Source organism: Agrobacterium sp. CFBP2214, assembly GCF_030209895.1.
GTDB classification, from domain to species: Bacteria; Pseudomonadota; Alphaproteobacteria; order Rhizobiales; family Rhizobiaceae; genus Agrobacterium; species Agrobacterium radiobacter.
This window is the reverse complement of the sequence record NZ_JARVRC010000001.1, coordinates 362079-388298: the sequence shown is the minus strand read 5'-3', so window position 1 is coordinate 388298 and position 26220 is coordinate 362079. Positions and strand designations below refer to the sequence as shown.

Annotated in this window: 25 protein-coding genes, 1 tRNA gene and 1 riboswitch; of the genes, 10 read left to right on the top strand and 16 right to left on the bottom strand. The window is 58.6% G+C overall.

Going from position 1 to position 26220, the window contains the following annotated elements; genetic code table 11:
• Nucleotides 1–17 precede the first annotated feature (17 nt).
• Nucleotides 18–2609 carry a ligase-associated DNA damage response DEXH box helicase gene (locus QRN60_RS01900; RefSeq protein ID WP_236773468.1) on the bottom strand — a complete coding sequence of 864 codons (2592 nt, stop codon included), beginning with the start codon at nt 2607–2609 and terminating at the stop codon, nt 18–20.
• A gap of 50 nt (nt 2610–2659) precedes the next feature.
• Between QRN60_RS01900 and QRN60_RS01895 the strand changes: the two genes are divergently transcribed.
• Together QRN60_RS01895 and QRN60_RS01890 are read left to right on the top strand one after the other, a co-directional pair.
• Nucleotides 2660–3163 carry an RrF2 family transcriptional regulator gene (locus tag QRN60_RS01895; protein ID WP_129564616.1) on the top strand — a complete coding sequence of 168 codons (504 nt, stop codon included), beginning with the start codon at nt 2660–2662 and terminating at the stop codon, nt 3161–3163.
• A 99-nt stretch (nt 3164–3262) separates the two neighbouring features.
• Nucleotides 3263–3724, top strand: coding sequence for a carboxymuconolactone decarboxylase family protein (locus tag QRN60_RS01890; protein ID WP_060722872.1), 462 nt, complete (start codon nt 3263–3265; stop codon nt 3722–3724).
• A gap of 26 nt (nt 3725–3750) precedes the next feature.
• On the opposite strand, the gene QRN60_RS01885 is transcribed toward QRN60_RS01890, so the two are convergent.
• From QRN60_RS01885 to QRN60_RS01875, 3 genes are all read right to left on the bottom strand, one after another.
• Nucleotides 3751–4392: a YitT family protein gene (locus QRN60_RS01885; RefSeq protein WP_020010974.1), complete on the bottom strand. Its 642-nt coding sequence runs from the start codon at nt 4390–4392 to the stop codon at nt 3751–3753.
• Nucleotides 4393–4464: 72 nt separating this feature from the next.
• Nucleotides 4465–5076, bottom strand: coding sequence for a YitT family protein (locus QRN60_RS01880; protein WP_080864317.1), 612 nt, complete (start codon nt 5074–5076; stop codon nt 4465–4467).
• A 134-nt stretch (nt 5077–5210) separates the two neighbouring features.
• The gene (locus QRN60_RS01875; protein ID WP_162727474.1) at nt 5211–6152 is read right to left on the bottom strand and encodes a class I SAM-dependent methyltransferase; all 942 of its coding nucleotides are present in this window, start codon (nt 6150–6152) and stop codon (nt 5211–5213) included.
• Nucleotides 6153–6321: 169 nt separating this feature from the next.
• Between QRN60_RS01875 and QRN60_RS01870 the strand changes: the two genes are divergently transcribed.
• Both QRN60_RS01870 and QRN60_RS01865 read left to right on the top strand, forming a co-directional pair.
• Nucleotides 6322–6588, top strand: coding sequence for a DUF6460 domain-containing protein (locus tag QRN60_RS01870; protein ID WP_003493739.1), 267 nt, complete (start codon nt 6322–6324; stop codon nt 6586–6588).
• Nucleotide 6589: 1 nt separating this feature from the next.
• Complete coding sequence (locus QRN60_RS01865; RefSeq protein WP_020010977.1) at nt 6590–7087, top strand: CAP domain-containing protein; 498 nt, start codon at nt 6590–6592, stop codon at nt 7085–7087.
• Nucleotides 7088–7260: 173 nt separating this feature from the next.
• On the opposite strand, the gene QRN60_RS01860 is transcribed toward QRN60_RS01865, so the two are convergent.
• Entirely contained in the window at nt 7261–8352 is a 1092-nt protein-coding gene (locus QRN60_RS01860; protein WP_060722870.1) for a quinone-dependent dihydroorotate dehydrogenase, read from the bottom strand.
• The gene (locus QRN60_RS01855) at nt 8352–8705 is read right to left on the bottom strand and encodes a DUF952 domain-containing protein (RefSeq protein WP_129564617.1); all 354 of its coding nucleotides are present in this window, start codon (nt 8703–8705) and stop codon (nt 8352–8354) included. Before QRN60_RS01855 ends, QRN60_RS01860 begins: the two co-directional genes overlap by 1 nt.
• 252 nt (nt 8706–8957) lie before the next feature.
• Here QRN60_RS01855 and QRN60_RS01850 point away from each other — a divergent pair, with 252 nt between their 5' ends.
• Both QRN60_RS01850 and QRN60_RS01845 read left to right on the top strand, forming a co-directional pair.
• On the top strand, nt 8958–9608 hold the full coding sequence (locus QRN60_RS01850; RefSeq protein ID WP_060722868.1) for a response regulator: 651 nt from the start codon (nt 8958–8960) through the stop codon (nt 9606–9608).
• Between the two features lie 112 nt (nt 9609–9720).
• Nucleotides 9721–10371: a S24 family peptidase gene (locus tag QRN60_RS01845; RefSeq protein ID WP_003503527.1), complete on the top strand. Its 651-nt coding sequence runs from the start codon at nt 9721–9723 to the stop codon at nt 10369–10371.
• A 68-nt stretch (nt 10372–10439) separates the two neighbouring features.
• On the opposite strand, the gene QRN60_RS01840 is transcribed toward QRN60_RS01845, so the two are convergent.
• On the bottom strand, nt 10440–11192 hold the full coding sequence (locus QRN60_RS01840; protein ID WP_129564618.1) for a polysaccharide deacetylase family protein: 753 nt from the start codon (nt 11190–11192) through the stop codon (nt 10440–10442).
• Between the two features lie 26 nt (nt 11193–11218).
• On the bottom strand, nt 11219–12514 hold the full coding sequence (gene uppY / locus QRN60_RS01835; protein ID WP_060727034.1) for a Wzy-type polysaccharide biosynthesis protein UppY: 1296 nt from the start codon (nt 12512–12514) through the stop codon (nt 11219–11221).
• Between the two features lie 286 nt (nt 12515–12800).
• Here uppY and uppX point away from each other — a divergent pair, with 286 nt between their 5' ends.
• Nucleotides 12801–14093, top strand: a complete 1293-nt coding sequence (gene uppX, locus QRN60_RS01830; protein ID WP_161973993.1) for a Wzx-type polysaccharide biosynthesis protein UppX — start codon at nt 12801–12803, stop codon at nt 14091–14093.
• A gap of 37 nt (nt 14094–14130) precedes the next feature.
• On the opposite strand, the gene QRN60_RS01825 is transcribed toward uppX, so the two are convergent.
• Entirely contained in the window at nt 14131–14892 is a 762-nt protein-coding gene (locus QRN60_RS01825) for a transporter substrate-binding domain-containing protein (protein WP_003503535.1), read from the bottom strand.
• 170 nt (nt 14893–15062) lie between these two features.
• On the opposite strand from QRN60_RS01825, the gene QRN60_RS01820 reads away from it, so the two are divergent.
• The gene (locus QRN60_RS01820) at nt 15063–16994 is read left to right on the top strand and encodes a glycosyltransferase family 2 protein (protein ID WP_165000557.1); all 1932 of its coding nucleotides are present in this window, start codon (nt 15063–15065) and stop codon (nt 16992–16994) included.
• A gap of 212 nt (nt 16995–17206) precedes the next feature.
• Here the strand turns inward: QRN60_RS01820 and QRN60_RS01815 are convergent, their stop codons facing one another.
• The 4 genes from QRN60_RS01815 to QRN60_RS01800 all read right to left on the bottom strand — a co-directional run bounded on the left by QRN60_RS01815 (nt 17207) and on the right by QRN60_RS01800 (nt 20473).
• Nucleotides 17207–17500, bottom strand: coding sequence for a hypothetical protein (locus tag QRN60_RS01815; RefSeq protein WP_035212595.1), 294 nt, complete (start codon nt 17498–17500; stop codon nt 17207–17209).
• 52 nt (nt 17501–17552) lie between these two features.
• The gene (gene aqpZ, locus QRN60_RS01810) at nt 17553–18278 is read right to left on the bottom strand and encodes an aquaporin Z (RefSeq protein WP_080865799.1); all 726 of its coding nucleotides are present in this window, start codon (nt 18276–18278) and stop codon (nt 17553–17555) included.
• Nucleotides 18279–19246: 968 nt separating this feature from the next.
• Nucleotides 19247–19320 (bottom strand) — tRNA-Gly (locus QRN60_RS01805).
• Nucleotides 19321–19375: 55 nt separating this feature from the next.
• The gene (locus QRN60_RS01800) at nt 19376–20473 is read right to left on the bottom strand and encodes a 2'-deoxycytidine 5'-triphosphate deaminase (protein WP_129564620.1); all 1098 of its coding nucleotides are present in this window, start codon (nt 20471–20473) and stop codon (nt 19376–19378) included.
• 73 nt (nt 20474–20546) lie between these two features.
• Nucleotides 20547–20625, top strand: a riboswitch (SAM riboswitch).
• Nucleotides 20626–20668: 43 nt separating this feature from the next.
• On the opposite strand from QRN60_RS01800, the gene QRN60_RS01795 reads away from it, so the two are divergent.
• Both QRN60_RS01795 and apaG read left to right on the top strand, forming a co-directional pair.
• Nucleotides 20669–21853: an O-succinylhomoserine sulfhydrylase gene (locus QRN60_RS01795; RefSeq protein WP_003503544.1), complete on the top strand. Its 1185-nt coding sequence runs from the start codon at nt 20669–20671 to the stop codon at nt 21851–21853.
• A gap of 233 nt (nt 21854–22086) precedes the next feature.
• Nucleotides 22087–22479, top strand: coding sequence for a Co2+/Mg2+ efflux facilitator ApaG/CorD (apaG, locus tag QRN60_RS01790; protein WP_003503545.1), 393 nt, complete (start codon nt 22087–22089; stop codon nt 22477–22479).
• Nucleotides 22480–22532: 53 nt separating this feature from the next.
• Here the strand turns inward: apaG and QRN60_RS01785 are convergent, their stop codons facing one another.
• From QRN60_RS01785 to QRN60_RS01775, 3 genes are all read right to left on the bottom strand, one after another.
• Nucleotides 22533–23522 carry an Hsp33 family molecular chaperone gene (locus QRN60_RS01785; RefSeq protein ID WP_031234114.1) on the bottom strand — a complete coding sequence of 330 codons (990 nt, stop codon included), beginning with the start codon at nt 23520–23522 and terminating at the stop codon, nt 22533–22535.
• A 238-nt stretch (nt 23523–23760) separates the two neighbouring features.
• The gene (argF, locus tag QRN60_RS01780; RefSeq protein ID WP_003503550.1) at nt 23761–24678 is read right to left on the bottom strand and encodes an ornithine carbamoyltransferase; all 918 of its coding nucleotides are present in this window, start codon (nt 24676–24678) and stop codon (nt 23761–23763) included.
• A gap of 56 nt (nt 24679–24734) precedes the next feature.
• Nucleotides 24735–25934 carry an aspartate aminotransferase family protein gene (locus tag QRN60_RS01775; RefSeq protein WP_129564621.1) on the bottom strand — a complete coding sequence of 400 codons (1200 nt, stop codon included), beginning with the start codon at nt 25932–25934 and terminating at the stop codon, nt 24735–24737.
• Nucleotides 25935–26220: the final 286 nt, after the last annotated feature.

The window sequence follows — 26220 nt, the reverse complement described above, 5'->3', positions numbered from 1 at the left end:
TTCCTTCATTGCGTATGTCAGGACATGGCCTCGGCGATAAGCTCGTCGGCGGCCTCGGCCAGCACATCGTCCATCGCCTCGCCCGCCACCGTCTCACGGCCGATTTCCAGCATGACCGGAACGGCGAGCGGCGAGACATGTTCCAGCGCGCGGTGGGTGGTGTGACCCTTGATTCGCTTCAGCATATCGCCAAGACGGCCAATGTCCAAAAGTCCAGCCGCGGCATCGCGCCGCGTCGCTTCCAGCAGGATATGATCCGGCTCATGGCTGCGAAGAACGTCATAAATAAGATCGGCAGACACCGTGACCTGACGGCCGGTCTTTTCCTTGCCGGGATGACGGCGTTCGATCAGCCCGGAAATGATGGCGCAGTTGCGGAAGGTGCGCTTCAGCATGAAGGATTCGTCCAGCCATGCTTCCAGATCGTCGCCGAGCATGTCCTCGTCCAGCAGGTCGGCCAGTGACAGGCGGCGGGATTTCAGCCGCATGCCGATATCCTCCATCGCCCAGATGGCCAGCGAATAATCGGTGGCGACGAAGCCCATGGGTTTTGCGCCCGCACGCTCCAGCCGGCGCGTCAGAAGCATGCCGAGCGTCTGGTGCGCCAAGCGTCCCTCGAAGGGATACATGACCATGAAGAAGCGCTTTCGGAAGGGGAAGGTTTCCACCAGCAGCTCGTCGCGCCTGGGAATAATCGACTTCTCCTTCTGGATCGCCAGCCAGTCGCGCACCTGATCCGGCAGCGCCTGCCAGCGAGCGGGATCGGAGAGCATGGAGCGCACCTGATCCGCGAGGTAGGTGGAAAGCGGGAACTTGCCGCCGGCATAGGAGGGAATCTTCGGGTCCATCGAAAAGGCCTGCGAGACCAGACATTCATTCTCGCGGATACCTTCGAAACGCAGCACCTTGCCGGCAAAAAGGAACGTATCGCCCTGCACCAGCTGCTCGAGAAAATATTCCTCGACCTTGCCGAGCGACATGCCGCCGCGCCCAACCGTGCCCTTGGCATTGCGCTTGACCATGCGGACATTGAGTTCCGCCGCCTCGACGATAGTGCCGAGGTTCAGCCTATATTGCTGTGCGACGGCGGGGTTGGAGACACGCCAGCGGCCGTCCTTCATCTGGCGGATGCGGGCGTAACGCTCATAGGTGCGCAGCGCGTAGCCGCCGGTGGCGGTGAAATCCACCACCCGGTCGAAGGTGGTGCGCGGCAGATCGGCATAGGGCGAGGCGCTGGTGACTTCGCGATAAAGTTCATCCGCATCGAAGGGTTCGGCGCAGGCCATGCCGAGCACATGCTGGGCGAGAACATCGAGCGCGCCTTCGGCAATCGGCGGCGTATCCTGCGCGCCGATGTAATTGGCATCCAGTGCTGCCCGGCATTCCATCACCTCGAAACGGTTGGCCGGAACGAGAATTGCCTTTGATGGCTCGTCCATGCGGTGATTGGCGCGGCCGATGCGCTGGGCCAGGCGGCTTGCGCCCTTCGGCGCGCCGACATGCACAACGAGATCGACATCGCCCCAGTCTATGCCGAGATCGAGCGTCGAGGTGGCGACGACGGCGCGCAGCCGGTTTTCGGCCATGGCGGCCTCCACCCTGCGACGCTGAGCAGCATCCAGCGAACCGTGATGCAGGGCAATCGGCAGATTGTCGTCATTGATTGTCCAGAGCTCCTGGAAGATCAGCTCCGCCTGCGAGCGGGTGTTGACGAAGATCAGCGTCGTCTGGTGGTCCCTCAGCGCAGAGTACAAATCCTTCATGGCGTAACGCGCCGAATGGCCGGACCATGGGATGCGCTCTTCCGTGTTCAGGATGGAAATATCCGGTTTTGCGCCGCCCTCGACGGTGATGAGGCCAGCGGGTGGCTCGCCCTGCCCCTGCGGTGCAAGATAACCGCGCAAATCCATCGGCTCCGCCACCGTGGCGGAAAGGCCGATAAAGCGCACATCGGGTGCGTGCCGGCGCACACGAGCAAGCGCCAGCGACAGCAAGTGGCCACGTTTGGAGGTGACGAGTGAATGTAACTCGTCGAGCACCACATATTTCAGGCCACGGAAAAAGCGCTCGGCCTCCTTGTTGGCGAGCAGCAGCGAGACCTGTTCCGGCGTCGTCAGCAGAATATCCGGCGGTTTGACCTTCTGGCGCTGGCGTTTGCCCTGCGGCGTATCGCCTGTACGGGTTTCGATGGAAATCGGCAGGCCCATTTCGGAAACGGGCCTGGTGAGGTTGCGCTCGATATCGACCGCAAGCGCCTTGAGCGGCGAGATATAGAGCGTGTGCACGCCGACAAAGCCCGAGCCCGGCGGCACCTTGCCGCGTTCCGCGAGATCGGTGAGCGAGGCCATGAAGCCGCCCAGCGTCTTGCCGGCGCCCGTGGGCGCAATCAGCAGCATGTTCTCGCCGCCCCGCGCCCGCGCCATCAGCTCCAATTGATGGGCGCGCGGAGACCACCCCTTTTGCGCAAACCATTTCTGGAATGGAAGGGGCAAGGAACCGACATGCGTGCCGGAGATGGGAGACTCAGCGTGTTTCACGCTTTCAAGGTAGTGAGAAACCTTGAAAAAAGAAGAGCGGAACAGGACCGCTTGACAGGAATGCATAATCATGGATAAATTATATCCATGATACTTAAGCGAACCACAAAAGAGCAAAACGGATGAAACTCGGCGACGGCGTTGAACAGGCCATTCACAGTGTAGGCATGCTGGCGGGACTTTCCGAAGGCGGCGTGCTTTCAGCGGCGGCGCTTGCGGAATTCCATGGCGTTTCCACGAGCTATCTCTTGAAACACCTGCAATCGCTGTCGAGCGCCGGAATAGTCGCCACCGTGCCGGGGCCGAAGGGCGGCTATCGTCTTACCCGGACGACCGACAGGATTACGCTGCTCGATATCGTTCTTGCCGTGGAGGGGCCGCAGCCTGCCTTTCGCTGTGCGGAAATTCGCCAGCGGGGCCCCAACCCCTTGCCGGGACGTTATTTCACCAAGCCCTGCGGCATCAATGCCGCGATGCTGAAAGCGGAGAAGGCCTATCGGGCGGAACTCGCCAAAACCACCATCGCCGATATTCTGGGCGACCTTGCCGCCAATGACGACGGTGGCATTGCCGCACGCGGCTGTGCCTTTCTGGAGCTGAACGAGCGCAAGACGGCGGCGCGCTAAGATCCAAAAGAACCAACCACCCGAAATACCGGAAGCGTCACCGCTTTCCGGAACGATGACGCATACCCTTAAACAGACCCAACCAATGGAGAGAGACCCATGAAAACCCGTTTGAACTATGCCAAAGCATCCCCCGAAGCCTTCAAAGCCGTTATGGCTCTGGAAAATTACGTTCAGAGCAGCGGGCTTGAGCGCCGCTTCGTTCACCTCATCAAGCTGCGTGCCTCGATCATCAACGGCTGCGCTTTCTGTGTGGACATGCATGTGAAGGAAAGCCGTCATGACGGCCTTTCCGAACAATGGATCAACCTGATGAGCGTATGGCGGGAATCCCCCGTTTATACTCAGCAGGAACGCGCGCTGCTCGGCTGGGTGGACGCGGTGACGAAGATTGCTGAAACCGGCGCTCCGGATGACGCCTTCGAGACGCTGAAGGCGCATTTCTCCGATGAGGACATCGTGAAGATCACCGTCGCCATCGGCGCGATCAACACCTGGAACCGCATCGCCGTCGGTTTCCGCTCGCAGCATCCGGTGGATGCGGCTGCGAAGGCGGCCTGACCTCTTAAACCCAGAACGGGCGACCGCTACATGGCGATGTAGCGGTCGTTCCTGTGATTGATGGCAAGCGTGAGGTTCATGACCAACGCGCCAAGGATGGAGCAGAGGATGACGAAAGGTGTGGCCACGAAGAACGAGCAGGCCAGCACCATGCCGTCAAAAGCGAGCTGCACGAGGCCCGCGCGCCAGCCGAAACGATCCTGCAGATAAAGCGCCAAGATGCCGAAACCGCCGAGGCTGGTGCGGTGGCGAAACAGCGCCAGCATGCCGGCCGCAACCGTCAGCCCGCCAAAAAGCGCTGCGGCAACCGGATTGATACTCTGAAAGGCGAAAAAGCCGGGCATATATTCGGAAAGCAGCGCCGTCATCGCGATAGCGCAGAAGGTCTTGACCGTGAAGGCGAGGCCGAGGCGACGGAAGGCGAGATAATAGAACGGCAGATTGGCAAGGAAAAACACCACGCCGAAGCTGAAGCCGGTGGAATAATGCGCCAGGAAGGCAAGCCCCACCACGCCGCCCGTCAAAAGGCCCGCGGACGAAAACAGCGTGACGCCCAGCGAAACCAGCATGCTGCCCGCCAGAACGCCCTGCGCGTCTTCCAGCAGCGAATGACGATCCGGCGCGGAGGCCCAAAGGTTCAGGCGCCTGCGCGCAGTCGTATCGTCCATGCCTTTTCCCCTGATTTTCAGGCCCTTGCCGAGCTATTGCACTTAAGCAGGACGGATTTCAAGCATGCTTATTCAGCGCACGACGATATATCTGTCCGAGCGGTGATTGATGGCCAGAAACATGTTGAGGACAAAAGCGCCGACAATCGAATAGGCGACCGTGGCCGGATCGATGACGAGGAAGGCGCAGAGCATCACGAAGGCGTCGAAGGCCAGCTGGATCAGACCGGCGCGGATGCCGAAACGGTCCTGAATATAGATGGCGAGAATGCCGATACCGCCTAGGCTGGCACGGTGACGATAGAGCGCCAGCAATCCGTAGCCCAGAAGCAGACCGCCGAGCAGCGCCGCCCAGAGCGGATTGATGCTGTCAATCACCATCCAGCGCGCCTCCACTTCCGTTAGCACCGAAACAAGGCCGATAGCGATGAAGGTCTTGAAGGAAAAGGCAAGACCGAGACGGCGGAAGGACAGATAATAGAACGGCAGATTAACGAGAAAGAACAAAAGGCCGAAGCTGATGCCGAAGGCATAATGAAGGAGGAAGGCGACGCCCGCGGTGCCGCCGGTCAGAAGGCCGACCTTGTTGAGGAGATAAAAGCCGAGCGCCGAGACGATGGCGCCGGTGACGATGCCCTGCACGTCTTCCACCGGCGCATGTCTGGCCGGATCGGAACTCCACATGCCGTAAACGCTTCTCGTTATGCTCACGCTTTTTTCCTCTTGTTCAGGTATATTTTGCACTGCAAAAAACAGCCGATCAAGATGGATAAGTAAGCAAGACTGACCTATCGTGAAAAAGGCAAGAAACGGAATGTTCAGGCTTTCGCGCGGGCAAGAAAAAGAATGCCGGAAAGGGGTTTTCCGGCATCCTTGCGAATGGTGGTTTTGCGGATGTCGAGGAGGGAAAAGCCCGTCCGCTCAAGAAGGTCGGTCACATAGCTTTTGGAATGGGCGTAACGAAGGGATTCCCGCAGGATAAAACCGTCCTCATCCCCCGCATCCTCCACCGAGAAGGCAAAAAAGCCTGAAGGCCTGAGCAGGGCGGAAACGAGCGGCATGACGGTTTCGAGGCTACCGAGATACATCATCACATCGGCGGCGGCGACGAGATCGGCGCGGTATTGCGCCAGGGGGGATGTGAAAAGTCCCGAGGCCTCCGCTTCCAGCGAAAGATCGGCCTGACCCAGATAATGGTAAAGCCCCTTTTCCTCCGCCTTGGCCAGCATGTTCTGGGAAATATCGAAACCCTCAAGCCGTTTTGCGAGGGTGCGGATTTCGACACCGAGGAGACCGGTACCGCAGCCGATATCGACAATGGTATCGAAGACGCCGCCATCCGCCGCCTTGCCTATCAGTTCCGCCAGCTTTTGCGGCACGCTGTAGTCAAGCTTCTCCACAAGCGAGGTTTCGAAACGGTCGGCATAATCGTCGAACAGCCCTTCCACATAACGGCTCGGCGGCTGCTCGGGTGTTTCCGCGGCACCGAGAACCGCGAGCTTCAGTTCGGCTGCAAACAGCCCTTCCGTATCCAGTTCAGCGACTTTCTCGTAAGCCGCCACGGCTTTTGCCGTCTCCCCCGCCTTTTCATGATATTCCCCGAAGCGAAACCAACCCGCCGTCCACCGTGGCGCAAGTTCAAGCGCCTGTTCCATGAGTTCGGCGGCGGCGGGATAGTCACCGCCCTCCGCCAACATGCGGGCATAGTCCGCCCGGCGGTCGGCAATGACGTCACCGGAAGAAAACTGGTTTGGGGCCATCAATTATTTCCTGAGAAGATGCTGGCTGTCATTTATCAAGCCATAAAAAAACTCAAGTCCTATTTCATGGCCCCTGCGTGGAATTGACGGATATGGCGCGATATAATGCGCGAAAACTTGCATCGAAGCGGTGCGCCCCATATGTCAGGATAAAACAGGAGACTTGCTGATGGCCGGTGAGGTCAACAAAATGCTGGGTGATACGGTGGCCCGCACCGTGGTGAAACTACTCGTCGTTTCATTGCTCGTCGGCTTTCTGATGGCGATCTTCGGATTGACTCCGTGGAACATCATCTATGGCGCGCGCGATTTCGTGGTCGACCTGTGGCGCAGCGGTTTCCATGCGCTCGGCGCAATCGGCGACTATCTGATCCTTGGCGCAACGATCGTCATTCCCGTTTTCATCATCCTGCGCCTCCTGAGCTATCGCCGCTGACATGACAGATTCCACGCTTCAAACGCTTTCACGGCGCGGCTTCGTGCTGCTTTCCGCCGGTTCCGTTCTTTCCGCCTGCGTTTCCATGCCCACCAACAAGGGCATGCCGTCAGGCACCCGCGATGAGACCGCGGCAGCGCTTCCGATGGTCAACGAGTTGCGCCGCTCGAAAGGGCTTTCGCCGCTCGCCATCAATGGCGCGGCTAGCAGCGCCGCCGCCTATCAGGCCGGCCGTATGGTCAAGGCGCAGAAGATGGCGCATCTGATCGGCCTGACCGACAGTTTCCTCATCCGCATGAAGGACGGTAGCGTGCCGCTACCCGCGGCGGAAAACGTGGCCGCAGGTCAGGACAGCGTCGAGCGGGTCGTCAAGGCCTGGATCGGCTCCAAACACCATCTCGAAAATATGCTGGGTCCCTATAATGGTCTCGGCGTCGCGGTGGCCTATGACGCCGCCAGCCGCAACCGACCCTATTGGGCCATGGTGCTCTGCGCCTGAGAATGGGCGGAGACTAGGGTACCCCCGCGCCCTCATGCCTGCGCTCGTCACAGGAATCCAGTCGAAGCGCGTCTGCGCGGCGGAGAGACTTCTTTCAGCCCAAGGACTTGGGCTGGCTGGATTCCTGTGACAAGCACAGGGATGAGGGTAGAGAAACCCCACCCAGGTCGTACTCAACCGAGCTTACGGTCGGCCCAGCGATCCACCGCGCTGTCGCGCAGTTCACGGATCGACTCCACGCCCTCGCGGGCGACCAGCTTCGACAGTCCCTTGACGATGGCCGATGGCAGGCCGGGACCTTCATAGACCATGCAGGAATAAAGCTGCACTAGATCGGCCCCTGCCCTCACCTTTTCCAGCGCCGTTTCCGCGGAGGAAATACCGCCAACGCCGATAATCGGCAGATTGGCGCCGACGCGACGGCGCATCTTGGCGAGAACCGTGGTGGAAAGCTCGAATAGCGGCTTGCCGGACAGGCCGCCGGCCTCGCCCTTATGCGGACCGGGGCGCAGGCCTTCGCGGGAGAGCGTGGTGTTGGAGACAATCAGTCCGTCGAGATCATGGGCCAGCGCCTCTTCGGCAACATCATCCAGCCCCTCTTCGGTCAGATCGGGCGCGATCTTGAGGAAGACCGGAATGCGTTTGCCGAAACGTTCGGCTTCCGCCTTGCGGCGTTCCAGCACCGCCGTGAGAAGGGCGGCAAGGCTTTCGCGCGCCTGCAGGTCGCGCAGACCGGGCGTATTGGGCGAGGAAATATTGACGGTGAAATAGGACGCAACCGAATAAAAGGCCTCGATGCCCTGCACATAATCGGCGATGCGATCTTCGCTATCCTTGTTGGCGCCGATATTGACGCCGACAATGCCGCGCAGACGCGCCTGCTTCAGACGCTCCAGCGCAGCGGCATGACCTTCATTGTTGAAGCCGAGGCGGTTGATGACACCTTCATCTTCGACCAGGCGGAAGATGCGCGGCTTGGGATTGCCGGATTGCGCCTTCGGCGTGACGGTGCCGATTTCGGTGAAGCCGAAACCGAGCCGGAGAAGCGGCCCCGGCACTTCCGCATTCTTGTCGTAACCCGCCGCCATGCCGAGCGGATTGGGGAACACGAGACCCGCCACGGTCTGCTGCAGACGCGGATCGTGCGGCACCATGCAGGTGGGCAGAAAGCCGCTTTTCAACGCCGCGATGGACAGGCCATGCGCCTTTTCCGGATCGACGAGAAACAAACCCTTGCGGCCGACAGAGGAAAATAATCCGCTCATCACAAAATCTCCGGAAACTGGTGCTGGCCGTCGTGGCCGAGTGAAAGCGGCGTTTCCCAAAGCACGGCGGTCAAGGGAAGAGACGCGTAGAGATGCGGGAAAAGATCGCCGCCTCTGGAGGGTTCATAGACCAGCTTGTCGCCAAGGGCCGCGCCATCGACTGCAATCAGAAACAGATCGACCTGGCCGGAAAAATGCCGTGCGGCGGTCTCGGTCACCTGTTTTGTCGTTGAAAAATGAATGAAACCATCGGTCAGATCGATGGCTGCGCCTTCGAAGACGCCCTTCGCCCTGGCCGCACTCCACAACGTCTCCGGCACGATTTTATAGATGATCGCGGGCGTTTCCTGCATGGGGCTCTCCAAGGCTTTCCAGCACTTTCCTGTCCGGGCGGTTTGCCGCAAAGCATGGCAATTGTCCACAGTTTCCACGGCATTTTTATTACGGAAGCCCTGAAAGACCGCCTGTCCACAAGCTTTTCCTTGTAATGCGGGAGCGATTGGCGCAACCTTTGGCAAAGGAGCCGGAAGCGTTCGACCGCCGGCAAATGGGAGTGCGCCAGTACCCAAAAAAGAACCGCATAACGCCCTTGGGAGGGGGCCAGAATGTCGGAACTTGTCATTATCATAGCAGATGACCACCCGCTTTTTCGCGGCGCCCTGAAACAGGCCGTATCCGGCCTCGACGGGCGGCAGACCATTGTTGAAGCCGGAGATTTCGAGGCTGCCCGAAGTGCGGCCGCAGCGCGCAACGACGCCGATCTCATGCTGCTCGACCTCGCCATGCCGGGGGTCAGCGGATTTTCAGGCCTGATGGCCCTGAGGGCGGAATTTTCCAGCCTGCCGATCGTCATCGTTTCGGCAACGGACGATGCGACCACGGTTCGCCGGTCCATCGAACTTGGCGCTTCCGGTTTCATTTCCAAGTCCTCTGGTATCGATGATATCAGAGACGGCATCCGCGCGGTTCTGGAGGGCGATGTCTGGATACCGGCAGGTCATCAGGGCGATAAGGAACAGGATCCTGACGTGGCCGATCTCATCGGCCGGCTCAGAACACTGACGCCGCAGCAAAGCCGGGTTCTGGGCATGCTGGCCGAAGGGTTGCTGAACAAGCAGATCGCCTATGAGCTCAATGTTTCCGAAGCCACCATCAAGGCGCATGTCTCCGCGATCCTGCTGAAGCTCAAGGTCGACAGCCGCACGCAGGCGGTGATCCAGTTGGCCAAGATAAATACGTCGGCCATGGTGGCGTAGAGCAAGGATTTTATTCCTTTCCTTGCTTTACTCCTGACCGGATATGGTCTAGATTCCGGTCAATATACGACAGGAGCTTTCCGCTATCGGCTCCACTTGCGGGCTTTCTATCATGCTTTCACACGAGACGATCTGGAGCGCCATCGATACGCTTGCTAAACGCCATCAGCTGACGCCTTCGGCATTGGCGAAGCGCGCCGGTCTCGATCCCACCTCGTTCAACAAATCGAAACGTTTCGGGCCAGATGGCCGCAAACGCTGGCCTTCGACGGAATCCGTCTCCAAGGTGCTGGAAGCGACGGGGGCAAGCGTCGACCAGTTTTTCGGTTATGCTTTCGGCAGGGCGCAGACGATGCAGCCTTCGGGCGCGGACAACGCCATTCCCCTGCTCGGTTTCGCGCAGGCCGGTTCCGGCGGTTTTTTCGATGATGGCGGTTTTCCGGCGGGTCAGGGCTGGGATGTGGTGGAATTCCCTTCCTCTCCCGAGCGCAAACAGGGCGTCTATGCGCTGGAAGTGCAGGGTGAGAGCATGATGCCGCTTTACCGTGACGGCGACATCCTCATCGTGGAGCCGGGCGCACAGGTGCGGCGCGGTGACCGCGTGGTGCTGAAAAGCCGCGACGGCGAAGTGATGGCCAAGGTGCTGGCGCGGCAAAGCCCCAAAAACATCGAGCTTCTTTCGCTCAACCCGGAACATCCCAACCGCAGCTTCGACATGGCCGATGTGGAGTGGATTGCCCGCATCATCTGGGCCAGCCAGTAGCCCGCAATTGCGGACACGGGCCTGCCGTTTCAGCCGTTGCGGCCCGGGAAACGCGCAGAGAATTTCCTCTACAGGCCGAGCGCCGTTGCCGCGGCATCGACCGTCATGATCTTCGCACCACCGGACACCGCCCTGCGGACGAGGCCCTGAAATCTGTCTTCAGGGCAACCGTAAAAGCTTGGTGTGCGCGAAACATCATGGGTGAAGATGATGAGCCAGCCGCCTTTCTGCAGAACATCTTCCAGCCAGTGGTCGGCGGCGTCGAGGTAGTTCTGATCCGCACGCAACTCGACTGCGGCAAGATTATACGGGTCGATGCTGCCCCGGTTGATGCCAGGCATGATGCCGCGTGCAGTCCTGAACCGGCGCCGCAGCAGCGACTGCATGACCGGTGAGGCCATGCCGAAGGGAACGGAGAAATTGCGCCCGTGGCGGCCTCCATCGAATGATCCGAGCACGGTGTCATTACGATCGAGATCCGCCTCGAGCCCCCGTCGTGAAAAGCTCGAAAGTTTGCGATGGGAAAAGGTGTGGCAGGCAAGTTCATGGCCGGCCGCTGCCAGTTCCGAACAGCCTTTTGTGGAAATCATCTGCTGCTGTTCATCGTATTTGTCGATGAACACGCCGGCGATATAAAACGTCCCGCAGACGCCCTCGTTTTCCAGAATGCGCGCACCAGCCGTCCAGGCGCTTGCCGGCACATCGTCGAATGTGAAGGACACGATCGGTTCGGATGTTTCGATCCGTGCCGCCGGTCCCGGAAAATAGCGCACCAGCCGGTTATTGATCCGGTCTGCAAAAGTCCCGATTTTTTGCGTCATACAAAGCCCCCCGGCCTGTCTGCAAATTATTGCCCCTGTTCAAGTATGTCGTAAGCCTGATGCCTCAAACAATAGATTGCGATCAGCAGAGAAGACCAGATAGGCCCGGTTCCGGTAAAGAAATTACTCTCAAGACACGAAGAAAGCAGCGCATACACCCAAATTCGTGCAAAAAGTCGGGTCAGGCCCGGATCGGTGCCCTTGTCCACCGCCGTGCGGAAATCGTTCGCGGGGATGATGACTAGCCAGATGACGGTGAGAATGAAGGCCGGCAAGCCGCCATTCAGCAGGCTTTCGATATAGCCATTATGGGCATGGAAGGCTGTAACGGCCCAGGTGCCGGCTATATCGGCCTGCGACAGGAGCCGGTCGCTCGCCCAGAATGCCTGGAACCCCTGCCCGAAGATCGGCGATTGCGCGAAAGTGTCGAAGGACAGCCGCCATATGTCCGTGCGGCCGGTGAAGGTGGAATCGATGCCCAGGCTTTCGACAAAATTCTGTATGCTCGGGAAATAAGTGGAGCCAACCGCGGATATGTTGATGAAGGCGAGAAGACCGCCGATCATCAACAGCGTGCGGTGGGCATGCCTTTCCATGACCCAGATCAGCGCCACGGTGACGGGCAAAAGCATGGCCGCGGTTTTTCCATTGGTCTTCCACAGGAAGAAACCGGCCAGCAGCGTGATGGCGATGCCGCCCAACGTCGACCAGGCGTTACGCAGGTAAAGCCCGATCATGAAAAGAATGATCATGGCCGGAGCGGCGGCGTTCTTGTGGTTGAAAATGCCGCGCCAGTCTCCCGCGAGCGCTTTCTCATCTAGATCATAGGGCTGATGGATCGAGCGCGAGCTGAGGAAGATCACCCCCAGATAGCACAACGCCAGGAGAATGATGGCGAAGATGGCCATCATCCGGTCGAACTGCCGCCGGTCCCGCGGCATGACGACGAGAACGCTGGTGATGAAGCACAGGAGCGCCGTGAAGACCAGACGTTGCAGCGACGTGCCTGGCTGGGTTCCGACCACCGAACATATCGCCAGCCAGAAGAACAGCAGCAGAATGGGCAGTCGCGGCCGCAGCAGGAGTCCCGTCAGCCGGTGGCGCAGCGCAAAAACGCCGAGGATCAATGCGATCACGAGGCCGGTTAGTTGGTTTGCGGCGGCGTGCGGCACCGGCGGCGCTGCCAGATTTTCGAAAGGGGCGACGGAAATCCAGATATAGAGCATGGTGGCGACGAAAAAAATCGCGTCGCGCCGGCCGCCGGCAAGTGATATGGCGCTGCCCTGTGCAGAAATGGGCTGCGTATCAGCCAAACGCGGCATGGTCGCCTGCACCTGATATGGATGATCGGATCATTGGCCTGCCTCGTGACGAACAACGAAACCCTTCTGAAACAGGGCCATGTCCAAATAACCATAAACAGTCATTATCATCATTATTATGCAATTGCTTTAACCCTCTCTTACCTCAAGAGGGATAAGACAGGATAAACTGCCATTCATTCGGGTCGCGGACCTTCACATTATTGGCCGGTTGCGGCTTTTTCAGTTCGCCAGATTTTAAAAACAGCGCAGTCATTTTTGAATTCCCCCGGCAATGCCGGAAAACATGGAGAATGAGGTGTCGTTCAATACGCCGCGGCTCGGCCATCTAGTCAGACTGGGATTGACCTACATGGCGTCAGGCGGAGCGCTCCTCATGTCCAGCGCCGCCCAGCTTTTGACCTTCGCGCTGCTTGCCCGCCATCTCGGTGTCGAACAATTCGCGCTTTACGCATCCATCACGGCCGTCACCAATCTCGGCGTCCAGATCTGCGGTATCGGTTCGCAGGAATCACTGATCCGCCGCGTCGCGCAGGATCGCAGCATGTTTCCCGTCATGCTCGGCCACAGCTATCTCCTGAGCGCCGCGACAGGCGTGGTGCTGACAATCATCGGCATGGTGACGATCCCGGTATTTTTCCCGACCTCGGAAACCCTGCTGCACACGCTGATCACCACCTTCCTGATCCTGTTCACCAACCTCGTCCTCCTGAAAGTCATCTCGCTTTCCACGCAGAGCTTCATCGCCCATTCCGACTTCGCCTCCGCCAACAAGCTGGAAGTGATGTTTGCCGTCGCCCGCACCATTGCCGCAGTGGTCGCCTGCCTCATCTTCAAGGTGGAAACCGTGGAGGCCTGGGCACTGTGGAACCTCGCAGCCCACACGATTGCAGCCATGATTTCGGTGAAGGCGATCGCAAGACTCGGCCGCCCGGTGTTCCGCATCGTGCGTGAGGAAATCCGCATCGGCATCCTGTTCTCCACCCAGTTCCTGTTCAAGGCCGTGCGCGGCAATGCCGATATTCTCGTTCTCGGCGCCATTGCCAGCGCCGAGGTGCTGGGCAGTTATTCCATCGCCCGGCGCATTCTCGACAGTTCCTATCTCTCCGTCGAGGCCCTCAACCGGCTGATCTATCCGGGTTCGGCCTCCGCCGCCCTGCAGGGCATCAGCAAGACCATAGAACGCGCCTATAATGTGCTGAAGGCTGCACTTTTCATCGCAACCGGCAGTGCGCTCGTCATTTTCATCATCGCACCCTTCCTGCCGCTTTTGTTCGGCGATGAATATGTCTCGCTGCCCGTCATCACCCGCGTGCTTTGCTGGGCGGTTCTGCCCATGGCCGTTGCCGCCACCGCGCTTGAGGCGCTGGGCGCATCCGGACGGCAGGATATTCGCGCGAAGATCTGGAACAGCGGCAATCTCATCGGCTCCGTCGTCGTCGCCTTCTTCACCTGGTCCTTCAGCATTTCGGGAACGATCGGCAGCTATTTCATGGTGGAAACCGCGATCGCCGCCGCCGTGTGGATCGCGCTGCTGCGCCTGCGCCGAAACGAAGAGGTTTTCGCGCCGGCCAAATAAGAGCTGGCTTCAGAACCAACCTGGTGGCCGGCTCTCTCTAATAGAGCCCGTAAGGGAAATAACGCCGGTATATTTCTTCCAGCCGGCCGTTGCGGGAAAGGGCCGCCAGCGCCTGATCGAAAGCCGGAACAAGCACGTTGTCGGGATCGACTGTCATGATGGACAGGCCTTCGCCGAGAAACCTGTCGGACATATAGGGACCACCGAAGAGCGCGCAGCAACCTTCGGACGCGCTTCCCGAAACCCAGAAAGGCAGGCGCAGACCGTCGGCGAAGATGGCGTCCACCTTGCCTTTCTTCAACGCGTCATACATGGGTTCATAGCCCTCGAAACCCTCGGCCGCGGCCTTTGGAAAGAAAGCTTTCAGCATCTGTTCGTGCCGAGAACCGGCAACCACACCCACCTTCTTTCCAGAAAGCGCATCAGCGCCGGAGCCGGTGAATTTCGCCGCCTTGTTCACCGCAAGACGGGCAGGCATCAACAGATAGGGCCGCGAGAAGGTGAAACTCTTGCGCAGATCGGCAGTGGTGGCGAGGCCGGAAATGACCGCTTCGCCCTCGCCCATTTCAAGCGCCGCCTCCAGCTCGTCAAACGGCAGCGCCTGCACCTGGCATTTGCTTTCGACCTTCAACTGGGCGCAGATTTCACGCACCAGATCGACATGGAAACCTGCAAGCCGGCCTTCCTGATCGGTAAAATTGAACGGCGGAAAATCGACCGACATCAGAAATCTGATGCGGGGAACTGAAGAAAGGTCGCCGCCCGGAAATCGCTCCTGCGCATCGAACAACACCGGCATCCGGTTTCCGTCCGACAATCCCTCCGCACGAACTTCACCAATAAAACCAGTCAATTGTAAAGCGAGAGCTAAAGTAAAACCGATACCTATATTCCGCGTTACATTCGTCATTCTCATCTATACTATCCGTGACAGAAAGTGGGGCGGCACCATGACGGCGGCGGCGATGCATGGATTATTTTAGGCAATATACACGAGATTCGTTTTGTACGACGCCGGCGACACGAAAAATTGCATTTTCCCGTACCAGCGATGATCCGCTTTGGGCCGCTTCCGAACAGGACCAGGCCGAACAAGCCCGCTTTCTCTCTTCGCTGGGATTTGGCAAGCCCTATATCGAGGCATTCGAACAGCGGGCGCTGGAAAATGGCTCGACTGTAGAAGACGAATTGCTGGCAAGCAGTCTCGTAACGGCGGATGCCTATTTCAGCGCTTTCGCCAGATTGCTGCGGTTGCCGTTTCTTCCGGAAATAAGCCCGGGCCGGGTGGTGGACCTGAACCGACTGGACACTCAACTTGCCGAACCAAGGTTGCTGCGGCTGACACCGCTGCACGGCACGCCGACGCTGCTGATCGTGCCGGAACTGGCGCGTATGGCGTCTCTGAAAAACATGCTGGATCAGCGCCCGCGTCTTCTCGACGAATTTGCCGTAACCACACCGCAAGCCATGCGCAACGCAATCTGGAAAGCGGGCGAGGCCCGCCGCCTGGCGGAAACCCAGCAGCGGCTTTTCAACATGGCGCCACACCATTCCGCGAGGATCACGCTGCACGGCCAGCAGGGTTTCTGCAGCGGCATTCTCGTTACCCTGCTCATTCTGTCGCTGCTGTTTTATACGGAAGCGGCATTTGCCTATCTGCATATCACCCTGACGCTTCTTTACCTCTTTACCCTACTTTTCAGGCTGTTCGCCCTCGTCCATGCACCCACGGAAAACGGTGCCGTCTCGCTTTCTCGGCAGGAAAACGAACTGCCTGTCTATACCGTTCTGGTGGCGCTTTACCGGGAAGAGGCCGTCGTCGGGCAGCTCATCGGCGCATTGGAACGTCTGGACTGGCCCAGATCCCGACTGGACATCAAGCTTGTCTGCGAGGCTGACGACGACGCAACGATCGAGGCGATCCGGCGGATAAACCCCGGCCCGCATATAGAGGTTGTCAGGGTGCCGCCTTCCCTGCCGCGCACCAAACCCAAAGCCCTCACCTATGCGCTTTCCGGCGCGCGCGGCGCATTCATTGTGGTCTATGATGCCGAGGACCGGCCCCATCCGCAGCAATTGCGTGAAGCCTATACCACCTTCCGCAATGAGCCAGACGAGGTGGCCTGCCTGCAGGCGCCGCTTATCATCAGCAATGCCTCTTCCTCCTGGCTCAGCGCCTGTTTCGCCTTGGAATATTCCGGTCTCTTCCGCTGCATGTTACCTGTGCTATCCACACACGGCTTGCCGCTGCCGCTTGGCGGCACCTCCAATCATTTCCGGACCGCCGTGCTGCGGCGGGCCGGCGCCTGGGATCCCTATAATGTAACCGAGGACGCCGATCTCGGACTCAGGCTGCATCGGCTCGGTTATCGTTGCGGCGTCATCCGGCGACAGACGCTGGAGGACGCGCCGACCTCGCTGCCCGTGTGGCTGAACCAGCGAACACGCTGGTATAAGGGTTGGCTGCAAAGCTGGCTGGTGATGACCCGTGCGCCTTTTGCGACCGCGCGCGACATGGGATGGTTTGCCTATATGGTTTTTCAGCTGCTGATCGGCGGCATGCTTCTGTCGTCGCTTGCCCATCCCCTGCTCTTCGTTTCCCTGGCATTCATGATTATCGCCATCCGGGAAAACGGTGCTGATCTGCTACTCACCTGGCAAGGTCTGCTGTTTTTTATCGATGTGCTGAATATCGCCGGGAGCTACACGATCTTCGTGCTGATGGGTCGAAGCAGAATGATCGCCTATGAAAGACGACATGTCGGAAGGCGATGGCTGGCGATGCCCGCATATTGGCTGATGTTATCAGTCGCGGCCTGGCGGGCCGTGGTGGAGCTAAAAACCAAACCCTTCACATGGAACAAGACACCACACGCGCCGGTCGTCAAAAAAACCGACTGACCCGGCATTTTCGAAAACAGTCAAAATAGGTTTGGTGCTTCTTTCGGCCAACCGCGGCGACGCTTCATGGTTTCAGCGACATGCTGTTATCCGCAAAGCCGCTTCAGGCCTTGCATTACCGGTGTCATCAATAATAGAAGCCAATGCCTTGCCGAACGAAGCTCCTCCTTCGGCAAGGTCCGTCATTTCATCCTGAAGGCGACCGAACCGCTCTACTTGGCAACGAGCTTGTTCTTGATCAGGCCGACGATGATCTGCACGATCAGACCACCGACACCGCCGCCAACGAGCTGACCGGCAAGAGCGCCGATATCCACGCCGCCAGCTGCTGCACCTCCGGCCGCGCCGAGCAGCGATCCGAGCACGGTTCCGCCGCCGAGGCCGCCAATGGCGCCGGCAATCAGGTTGCCGAGCGAACCAAGATCGGAGTCCTTCACTATCTTTCCACCGGCCGTGCCGCCTACCGCACCGCCAACGATTTGGGCCAATATCGAAGCAAGATCCATGTCATCCTCCTCAGTCGTTTCCTCGACCATTCGAGGAAACAAAGCCTCTTATTCATGTCTGCGCAGGTTGAACCGAACCGGTGTGGCCGGCCTTCTCTTCCTCGCCGAAAATTTTCCAGATCACGGCCCCGATGGCGCCGCCAAGGATCGGAGCGAGCCAGAACAGCCAGAGCTGCTGCAGCGCCCATCCGCCGACGAACAACGCCTGTCCCGTCGAGCGGGCCGGATTGACGGATGTGTTGGTGACCGGAATGGAAATCAAATGAATAAGGGTAAGGGCAAGACCGATGGCGATCGGCGCGAAGCCGGCCGGAACCCTGCCATGCGTCGACCCCAGAATGACGATAAGGAAAAATGCCGTCAGAATGACTTCGATCAGCAGCGCCGATACGACAGAATATCCGCCCGGCGAATGTTCGCCATAACCATTGGCGGCAAAACCGCCAATGTCAGCCCCTGCCTTGCCGGTGAGGATGACATAAAGCGCCGCAGCCGCGACGATCGCCCCCAGAACCTGCGCCACGATATAAGGCACGAGGCTTGCCGCCGGGAATTTACCGGCAACCGTGAGGCCAACTGAAACAGCCGGATTGAAGTGACCGCCTGAAATGCCGCCAACCGCGTAGGCCATGGTCAGAACCGTTAGACCAAAAGCGAAAGCGACACCAAGGAAGCCGATGCCGAGTTCGGGAAAGGCGGCGGCAAAAACCGCGCTGCCGCATCCTCCGAACACGAGCCAAAAGGTTCCCAGAAATTCCGAAAGAAGTTTGCGACTCATAACACTTCCCCTATGTTACGACTGCATCAACTATTACGTGCAATTTAATCGTAGTCAAGCTAAATTGTGTACTATTCTTTTTTGCTAACGCCCTTTCTTTGGAAGCGTTGTGCCATCCACAACCCGAACGACATCGGATGGCCATCGAAGCGAGATTTTCGCTGATATTACACTTCAAATAGTCCAACGCTGTGATCTGCCGCATCGCCCCTTCAAAGGCCACATATCACGTCATCAAAACGATAATTCCAAACAAGAGCGCGGACCTATACTATAAACAAAAAAATATTTCGAATTATTATATAGCCCTCTACAATAAAATATTCTTCAAGTATAATTTATTATAAATGTATAAACTATTATAAGCATCTGCAAAGATAAAAATAAAATCCCAGTTGGCATGCAAAATATTACTCTTGATCTGTTTGAAATCTGCCTATCAGAATCCCCTTCGTAAGACTTCCATTTCGGGTGACTATCAAGTTCAAAATTCCAGTCGTTATTTTTATAAAACATGATATCTCGAACTTCTGATATTGTCATAGACACCAAAAAATATGCCGTCATAGATGTATACAATACTAATAAAATAATACTTTCCATCAGAGTACCGATCCATGCACAAGTAAAATTCAAATATTAAAATATTATATTAAATAATACTTCATTATTTTGAAATTTTTTCGAATATCAATATTTTGAGGATAGAAATTATTTTTATAGAAAAATTATCTAAGTTATTACCATCTCTACGTCAGTTGACTATCAGATGATGAATTGCCCATCAGCAGAAATGGCGACGTGCTTCTTGCCCCTGGTCTCAACAACTTCAAGCAGAACTCGGGTGTCAGGGGAATATAGGCCCTTGCTATCAGGTCCTCGATATTTAGCCAACCTTCAGCGTCAAGCTAAATGCCGATCACATTCGGCTTGTGACGCATTATCCGGTACATGGATCGCGGCATCGCTGGAGCGGGTGAAGGGAATCGAACCCTCGTATTCAGCTTGGGAAGCTGCTGCTCTACCATTGAGCTACACCCGCGCGCGCATAAGACATCGGATAGTTCGCAGCGGGTGTCAAGCACCCGCCGGGTTCGTTATTCCGCGCGAAAATGCTTGGAGAGCTTCAGTCCCTGCGCCTGATAGTTGGAGCCGAGGCCGCTGCCATAGAGGCCTTCCGGTTTCTGCAGCATGTGCTCGTAAACAAGCCGGCCAACGATCTGCCCGTGTTCCAGAATGAAGGGCACCTCGTGGCTGCGCACTTCGAGCACGGCGCGGCTGCCGGTGCCGCCGGCCTGCGCATGGCCGAAGCCCGGATCGAAGAAGCCGGCGTAGTGCACACGGAATTCGCCCACCAATGGGTCGAATGGCGTCATTTCAGCCGCGTAAAGCGGCGGAACGTGGACAGCTTCGCGCGAAACGAGAATATAGAATTCATCCGGGTCGAGGATCAGTTCGGCGCGGCCGCGCGCGTAGAGCGGCTCCCAGAAATCGAGAACGTCATGCTGGGCCTTCTTGTCGACATCCACCACCGCCGTGTGATGTTTGCCACGATAACCGATCAGCCCGTCTTCGCCGAAACCCTTGAGGTCGATCGAAAGCGCGATGCCGCCGCCGGTCACGTTGGGCGTGTCGCTTGCGACCAGCATTTCCGTCTCGTGCAGCTTCAGCAGTTCACTTTCGTTGAGCAGCGAATGGCCGATGCGGAAGCGGATCTGCGACAGGCGTGAGCCGCGGCGCACCACGATGGGGAATGTGCGGGGGCTGATTTCCAGATAGAGCGGACCGGCATAACCGGCCGGTATCTTGTCGAATTCCTGCGCGCTATCGGTCATGACACGGGTGAAGATGTCGAGACGGCCGGTCGAGCTTTTCGGATTGGCCGAGGCAGACATGTCCGCCGGCAGCGCAAGGCTTTCCATCAAGGGAACGATATAAACGCAACCGGTTTCTAGCACCGCGCCCTGGGTGAGGTCGATCTCGTGCAGGCTGAGACGATTGAGCTTGTCGAGGACGTAGGTTCCGGGGCCGGGCATAAAGCTGGCGCGCACGCGATAGGCCTTCGAGCCGAGCCTGAGATCAAGGCTGGCGGGCTGCACCTGATCAGCATCGAGATCGGCCTCGCTCTTCAGCTTGCCGCCTGCAAACAGCGCCTTGATCGCGCCATCCGCCAAAATGCCCGTGGTTCTCATCATGGTCATCATTCCTTTTTACGGCGACAAAACCAAAAGGAAAGCATTGACGCAAGCCGGTAACGGCAGTATGGCAAGCTTATCCCGTGGTGATTTGGCCGGTCGGCTTGCAGCCACGTTAAACAAGTGGCTAAAAAGACCGGGTGCTAGGAACCGGTCTGCTTTTGCGGCCGGTTTTTTTGTTTTGAAGGTGATCACATGAGCAATAAATGGCGCCCGGCAACCCAGCTCGTTCACGGCGGTACGCTACGCTCCCCTTACGGTGAAACGTCGGAAGCGATCTATCTGACCCAGGGTTTCGTATACGAAAACTCCGAAGCAGCCGAAGCGCGCTTCAAGGGTGAAACGGACGGGTTCATCTACGCCCGTTATGCGAGCCCTACCAACGACATGTTCGAAAAGCGCATGTGCCTGCTGGAAGGCGCTGAAGACGCCCGCGCACTTGCGTCGGGCATGGCCGCCGTCACCGCCGCCATCATGTGCCAGCTGCGCGCCGGCGACCATATCGTTGCTGCCCGCGCCCTTTTCGGCTCCTGCCGCTGGGTGGTCGAAACGCTCGCGCCGAAATACGGCATCGAATGCACGCTGATCGACGGTCGCGATCTCGGCAATTGGGAAAAGGCGATCCAGCCCAACACCAAGCTGTTCTTCCTCGAAAGCCCGACCAATCCGACGCTCGAAGTGGTGGATATTGCCGGCGTGGCGAAGCTCGCCAACCAGATCGGCGCCAAGGTGGTGGTCGACAACGTCTTTGCGACGCCGCTTTTCCAGAAGCCGCTCGAACTCGGCGCCCATATCGTTGTTTATTCGGCCACCAAACATATTGACGGCCAGGGCCGCTGCCTCGGCGGCGTGATCCTTTCTGACAAGAAGTGGATCGAAGAAGAGCTGCAGGATTATTTCCGCCATACCGGCCCGGCCATGTCGCCGTTCAATGCCTGGACGCTTCTGAAAGGCATCGAGACCCTGCCGCTGCGTGTGAAGCAGCAGACGGCCAATGCCGGCAAAATCGCCGATTTTCTCGCCGATAACGGCAAGGTCGCCAAGGTCATCTATCCCGGCCGCGCCGACCATCCGCAGGCCGACATCATCGCACGGCAGATGTCCGGCGGTTCGACGCTGGTGGCCTTCGAGTTGAAGGGTGGCAAGGAAGCGGCCTTCAAGCTGCAGAACGCGTTGGAAATCGTGAAGATTTCCAACAACCTCGGCGACGCCAAGAGCCTTATCACCCATCCCGGCACGACGACGCACAAGAACCTCTCCGACGAGGCGCGTGCTGAACTCGGTATTTCCGGCGGCACCCTGCGCCTTTCCTGCGGCATCGAGGATACCGACGATCTGCTGGAAGATCTGGCGAAGGGTCTGGCGGCCGTTTCGGCCTGAAAATTCAATCGGCAAATCGCCATGGCCTGACCGCGTGTCGGGCCATGGTTCGCCGGTGCGGTCCGAAAAGACCCTGTCAGGCAACCAATATTTACCTTTCCCGTTATCCCTAACGATGGAAAGCAGCGCAACAGGAGATGCCCCCTGCCCGTCAAGTCATTCATTTTCTTGACGATAGCCAGAACCTATAGTGTAGGATGTGGCGGCAGGCATAATATCGAGGTGTGGCGCGTATGTATCGTGCTCTGACAAGGGATATCGAGGTAACGGTCGACCCGTATTATCTCGAGGAACAATCCGACCCGGATGACGATCGTTACGTCTGGGGCTACAAAGTCGTGATCGCGAACAACTCCGATATTCCGGTAACCCTCGTCAATCGCTATTGGCACATCACCGATCAGAACGGACAGGTCGATGAGGTCTATGGGCCGGGCGTCGTGGGTGAGAAGCCACATCTTAAACCCGGCGACAGCTACGAATACTCTTCGGGTTGCCCGCTGGACACACCCTCGGGCCTGATGTTCGGGCATTATGAAATGGAAACGGAAAATGGCGAGGTGTTCAACGTCACCATACCCGCCTTTTCGCTGGATTCACCGGGCCTGATGCGGGTTCTGAACTAACCACTCGCCCGGCAATGAAAAAGCCGCACCCTTTGTGGGGCACGGCTTTCTATTCAGGCATTTTCAAATTCGCTGACATCGTAGCGATAGGTGGTGGAGCAGAACTCGCAGGTCACGGCAATGGCCCCGTCTTCCTCGCTCGCCTTGATCTCTTCGGCGGTGAAGCCTGACAGCACACCCTTGATCTTGTCCCGCGAGCAGCTGCAACGGTCGAAAACTGCCTGCGGATCATAGATGCGCACGCCGCTCTCATGGAAAAGCCTGAAGAGCAGGCGTTCCACCGGCACCTGCGGATCGGTCAGCTCGTCGGTATCCACCGTGTTCAACAGCGTGACGGCTTCCATCCAGGCATCATCCTCCTGCACCTCGTGACCGCTTTCATCGCCGTCGCCGCCATGCAGGTCGCGCATACGCAGCCGCTCGGGCGCCTGCGGCAGGAACTGCGCGATAACGCCGCCCGCACGCCAGCCATGACGCGGCTTGCCTTCGCCATCACGGTCGAAGAACTCGGCAACGCCCAGCCGCACGCGGGTGGGCAGCTGTTCCGACTGACGGAAATAAACCCCGGCAATGTCTTCCAGCGACGAGCCATCGAGCGGCACGATGCCCTGATAAGGCTGCATGCCCACGCCCTGATCGATCGTGAAGGCCAGAATGCCGGTGCCGAGCAATTGCTCCGGTGAGGTTGCGCCTTCCGCGATCGCCGCGGCCAGCCGCTCCTCGTCGAAACGGGCGTAAGCGCGCATGCTTTCAGGCGCGGTAAAATCCGCGACCAGCAGGTCGACCGGGCCGTCGCCCTTGGTCTGGAGGGTCAGCTTGCCGGAAAACTTGAGCGACGTGCCGATCAGCGCCGTCAGAACAGTCGCTTCCGCCAGCAGGCGGGCGACCGCGGCAGGATAATCGTGCCGCTCGAGAATGGCATTCAGCAGCGGCCCAACCTGTACGGCGCGGCCGCGCACATCCAGACCTTCGACCTGAAAGGGCACAACCTTGTCGTCGCCAGCAAAATCGAGATCGTCCAGTTCAACCGTTACATTTGCCATGTGATACTCCTTGGCGCAGCCGTGGCGCCGCTACCGTCCAAAAGTCCGGCTTTTAAAATGTGCTTTTTCCGCTTGTCGCACAGAGACCCGGGAAGAGAAACCGCTTCCGGGAAAAACGTGCAAATCGTGATGATGGCCCGCCAGCAAAACCGACGAGCCTCTTCGAAGTCCCACAGATGGTAATCTATGCGGGCAAGTTCAAGCACCCGGCGTGAGGTGTGTCAGGCCGGGGGATTGCTCAGATGGCGCCCATGCACCAGGCAATGATGGACTTCTGCGCGTGGAGGCGGTTCTCCGCCTCGTCGAAGACCACGGATTGCGGACCGTCGATCACGGCATCCGTCACTTCTTCACCGCGATGGGCCGGCAGGCAATGCATGAACAGCGCGTCTTTTTCCGCCTTGGCCATCAGGGCTTCGTTGACCTGATAGGGCTGGAAGATGTTGTGGCCGCGCGCCTTGTGTTCCTGGTTCATGGACACCCAGGTATCGGTGACGACGCAATCGGCCCCGGCCACGGCCTTGTCGGCATCGTGGCACAACATGATCTCGCCGCCATTGTTGCGGGCCCAGTTCAGGAACTTGTCATGCGGTTCGGAACCCATCGGCACCGCCATTGTCATGCGGTAACCGAAGCGGGCCGAGCCTTCCACGAAGGAATGCAGGACATTATTGCCGTCACCCGTCCAGGCAATGGTCTTGCCTTTGACCGGGCCGCGATGTTCCTCGAAGGTCATGATGTCAGCCATGATCTGGCAGGGATGCGTGTCGTCAGTCAGGGCGTTTATAACCGGCACGGTTGCGTGCTCGGCAAGCTCCAGCAGGCGCGAATGATCCGTCGTGCGGATCATGATGGCGTCGACATAACGCGACAGCACCTTGGCCGTATCGCCGATCGTTTCGGCACGACCGAGCTGCATTTCAGTACCGGAGAGGAAAAGCGTCTCGCCACCAAGCTGGCGCATGCCGACATCAAAGGAGACGCGGGTGCGGGTGGAGGGCTTTTCGAAGATCATTGCCAGCATCTTGCCGGCAAGCGGCTTTTCCGCCGTTCCGGCCTTGGTTGCGGCCTTGCGCGCGCGGGCATCGTCGAGAATTGCCCGCAGGTCCTGCGAGCTGACGGCCGACAGGTCAAGAAAATGTTTAGGTGAAGCCATTTCAAACGTCCCATGCTCGCGAGCCTCCGGGAAGAGGCCCGCCCTTTATTGTTTCCTCAGGCGATTTTTGCCTGTTTCGCTGTCAGGAAAGCGGCGGCCGCTTCCACGCGTGCCAGCCCCTCACGGGCTTCTTCCGCCGTGGTAACGAGCGGCGGCAGGAGACGGATGACGTTGTCGCCCGCGGGCACGCCGAGCAGATGCTCGCCGCGCATGGCCTGCAGCAGTTCGCCCGACGGGACCTTCGCCTTGATGCCGAGAAGCAGGCCTTCGCCGCGAATTTCCTCGATGACATCAGGATAACGATCCTTCAGCGAAGCAAGGCCCTGGCGGAAGACCAGCGCGACATCACGGACCTTCTCCAGAAAGCCCTCGGAGAGGACGACATCGAGCACGGCATTGCCCACAGCCATGGCCAGCGGGTTGCCGCCATAGGTGGTGCCGTGCACGCCCGCCGTCATGCCGGAAGCGGCATCCGCCGTCGCAAGGCATGCGCCGAGCGGGAAACCACCGCCGATACCCTTGGCCACCGCCATGATATCGGGCGCGACACCCGTCTGCTCATAGGCAAACAGCTTGCCCGTGCGGCCGACGCCGGTCTGGACCTCATCGAAAATCAGCAGCATGCCATGCTCATCGCAGAGCGACCGCAGCAGCTGCAGGAATTCCTTGCTGGGCGCACGGATGCCGCCCTCGCCCTGAATGGGCTCGATCAGAAGTGCAGCCGTCTCGGCCGTGATGGCGGCTTTCAGCGCATCAACGTCACCGAAGGGCACCTGGTCGAAACCTTCGACCTTGGGACCGAAACCTTCGAGATATTTCTGCTGGCCGCCGGCGGCGATCGTCGCCAGCGTACGCCCATGAAAGGCGCCTTCGAAGGTGATGATCCGGAACTTTTCCGGATGCCCCTTGGAATAATGATAACGGCGCGCGGTCTTCATCGCGCATTCCAGCGCTTCCGCACCGGAATTGGTGAAGAAGACCTTGTCTGCGAAGGTCGCTTCCGTCAGGCGCTTGGCGAGCTTTTCCTGGCCCGGCACTTCATAGAGGTTCGAGACGTGCCAGATCTTCTCGGCCTGGGTCTTGATCGCTTCCACGAGGTGCGGATGGGCGTGGCCCAGCGAATTGACCGCTACGCCGGCCGCAAAATCCAGATATCGTTCGCCGCTCTCCGTGAACAGCCAGACGCCCTCGCCTCGCTCGAAGCGCAGGGGGGCTCTTGCAAACGTATCGAACAATGGCGCGGCGGCTTCGGCCATGGCTGTATCACTCCTTGCGCGGATGCGCTGTCAGACGGTTGTCAATAGGCTCTGAGGGTTATCCCTCGCCTGAAAATCAAAAATGCCGCCTCGCGGCGGCAGGGGCACTATTGTCACTTCGCCTGCCGATGTCAACAAAAGTCCGTATTTCCCGGGCTTCTCAAGCCCTAGTAGGTGGCGGCCTGCGAGGCCCAAGGTGTTGCCTTTCAGACTCAACTCGCCAGCAAGTTGGGGAAAACCGGAAAATCGATTCGAGATGATTCCCGTGACTCTTGCCACGGAGTCT

Excerpts from the sequence above, each read along its gene's own strand:
- QRN60_RS01880 (WP_080864317.1), bottom strand. The coding sequence starts at position 5,076 with ATGTGGAGTTCCGATCCGGCCAGACATGCGCCGGTGGAAGACGTGCAG.
- apaG (WP_003503545.1), top strand. The coding sequence starts at position 22,087 with ATGTATCGTGCTCTGACAAGGGATATCGAGGTAACGGTCGACCCGTAT.
- argF (WP_003503550.1), bottom strand. The coding sequence starts at position 24,678 with ATGGCTTCACCTAAACATTTTCTTGACCTGTCGGCCGTCAGCTCGCAG.
- uppX (WP_161973993.1), top strand. The coding sequence starts at position 12,801 with ATGGAGAATGAGGTGTCGTTCAATACGCCGCGGCTCGGCCATCTAGTC.
- QRN60_RS01795 (WP_003503544.1), top strand. The coding sequence starts at position 20,669 with ATGAGCAATAAATGGCGCCCGGCAACCCAGCTCGTTCACGGCGGTACG.
- QRN60_RS01840 (WP_129564618.1), bottom strand. The coding sequence starts at position 11,192 with ATGACGCAAAAAATCGGGACTTTTGCAGACCGGATCAATAACCGGCTG.
- QRN60_RS01885 (WP_020010974.1), bottom strand. The coding sequence starts at position 4,392 with ATGGACGATACGACTGCGCGCAGGCGCCTGAACCTTTGGGCCTCCGCG.
- QRN60_RS01900 (WP_236773468.1), bottom strand. The coding sequence starts at position 2,609 with ATGATTATGCATTCCTGTCAAGCGGTCCTGTTCCGCTCTTCTTTTTTC.
- QRN60_RS01850 (WP_060722868.1), top strand. The coding sequence starts at position 8,958 with ATGTCGGAACTTGTCATTATCATAGCAGATGACCACCCGCTTTTTCGC.
- QRN60_RS01895 (WP_129564616.1), top strand. The coding sequence starts at position 2,660 with ATGAAACTCGGCGACGGCGTTGAACAGGCCATTCACAGTGTAGGCATG.
- QRN60_RS01815 (WP_035212595.1), bottom strand. The coding sequence starts at position 17,500 with ATGGATCTTGCTTCGATATTGGCCCAAATCGTTGGCGGTGCGGTAGGC.
- QRN60_RS01865 (WP_020010977.1), top strand. The coding sequence starts at position 6,590 with ATGACAGATTCCACGCTTCAAACGCTTTCACGGCGCGGCTTCGTGCTG.
- QRN60_RS01785 (WP_031234114.1), bottom strand. The coding sequence starts at position 23,522 with ATGGCAAATGTAACGGTTGAACTGGACGATCTCGATTTTGCTGGCGAC.
- QRN60_RS01775 (WP_129564621.1), bottom strand. The coding sequence starts at position 25,934 with ATGGCCGAAGCCGCCGCGCCATTGTTCGATACGTTTGCAAGAGCCCCC.
- QRN60_RS01825 (WP_003503535.1), bottom strand. The coding sequence starts at position 14,892 with ATGCCGGTGTTGTTCGATGCGCAGGAGCGATTTCCGGGCGGCGACCTT.
- QRN60_RS01875 (WP_162727474.1), bottom strand. The coding sequence starts at position 6,152 with ATGGCCCCAAACCAGTTTTCTTCCGGTGACGTCATTGCCGACCGCCGG.
- QRN60_RS01845 (WP_003503527.1), top strand. The coding sequence starts at position 9,721 with ATGCTTTCACACGAGACGATCTGGAGCGCCATCGATACGCTTGCTAAA.
- QRN60_RS01890 (WP_060722872.1), top strand. The coding sequence starts at position 3,263 with ATGAAAACCCGTTTGAACTATGCCAAAGCATCCCCCGAAGCCTTCAAA.
- QRN60_RS01800 (WP_129564620.1), bottom strand. The coding sequence starts at position 20,473 with ATGATGAGAACCACGGGCATTTTGGCGGATGGCGCGATCAAGGCGCTG.
- QRN60_RS01820 (WP_165000557.1), top strand. The coding sequence starts at position 15,063 with ATGGATTATTTTAGGCAATATACACGAGATTCGTTTTGTACGACGCCG.
- QRN60_RS01870 (WP_003493739.1), top strand. The coding sequence starts at position 6,322 with ATGGCCGGTGAGGTCAACAAAATGCTGGGTGATACGGTGGCCCGCACC.
- aqpZ (WP_080865799.1), bottom strand. The coding sequence starts at position 18,278 with ATGAGTCGCAAACTTCTTTCGGAATTTCTGGGAACCTTTTGGCTCGTG.
- uppY (WP_060727034.1), bottom strand. The coding sequence starts at position 12,514 with ATGCCGCGTTTGGCTGATACGCAGCCCATTTCTGCACAGGGCAGCGCC.
- QRN60_RS01860 (WP_060722870.1), bottom strand. The coding sequence starts at position 8,352 with ATGAGCGGATTATTTTCCTCTGTCGGCCGCAAGGGTTTGTTTCTCGTC.
- QRN60_RS01855 (WP_129564617.1), bottom strand. The coding sequence starts at position 8,705 with ATGCAGGAAACGCCCGCGATCATCTATAAAATCGTGCCGGAGACGTTG.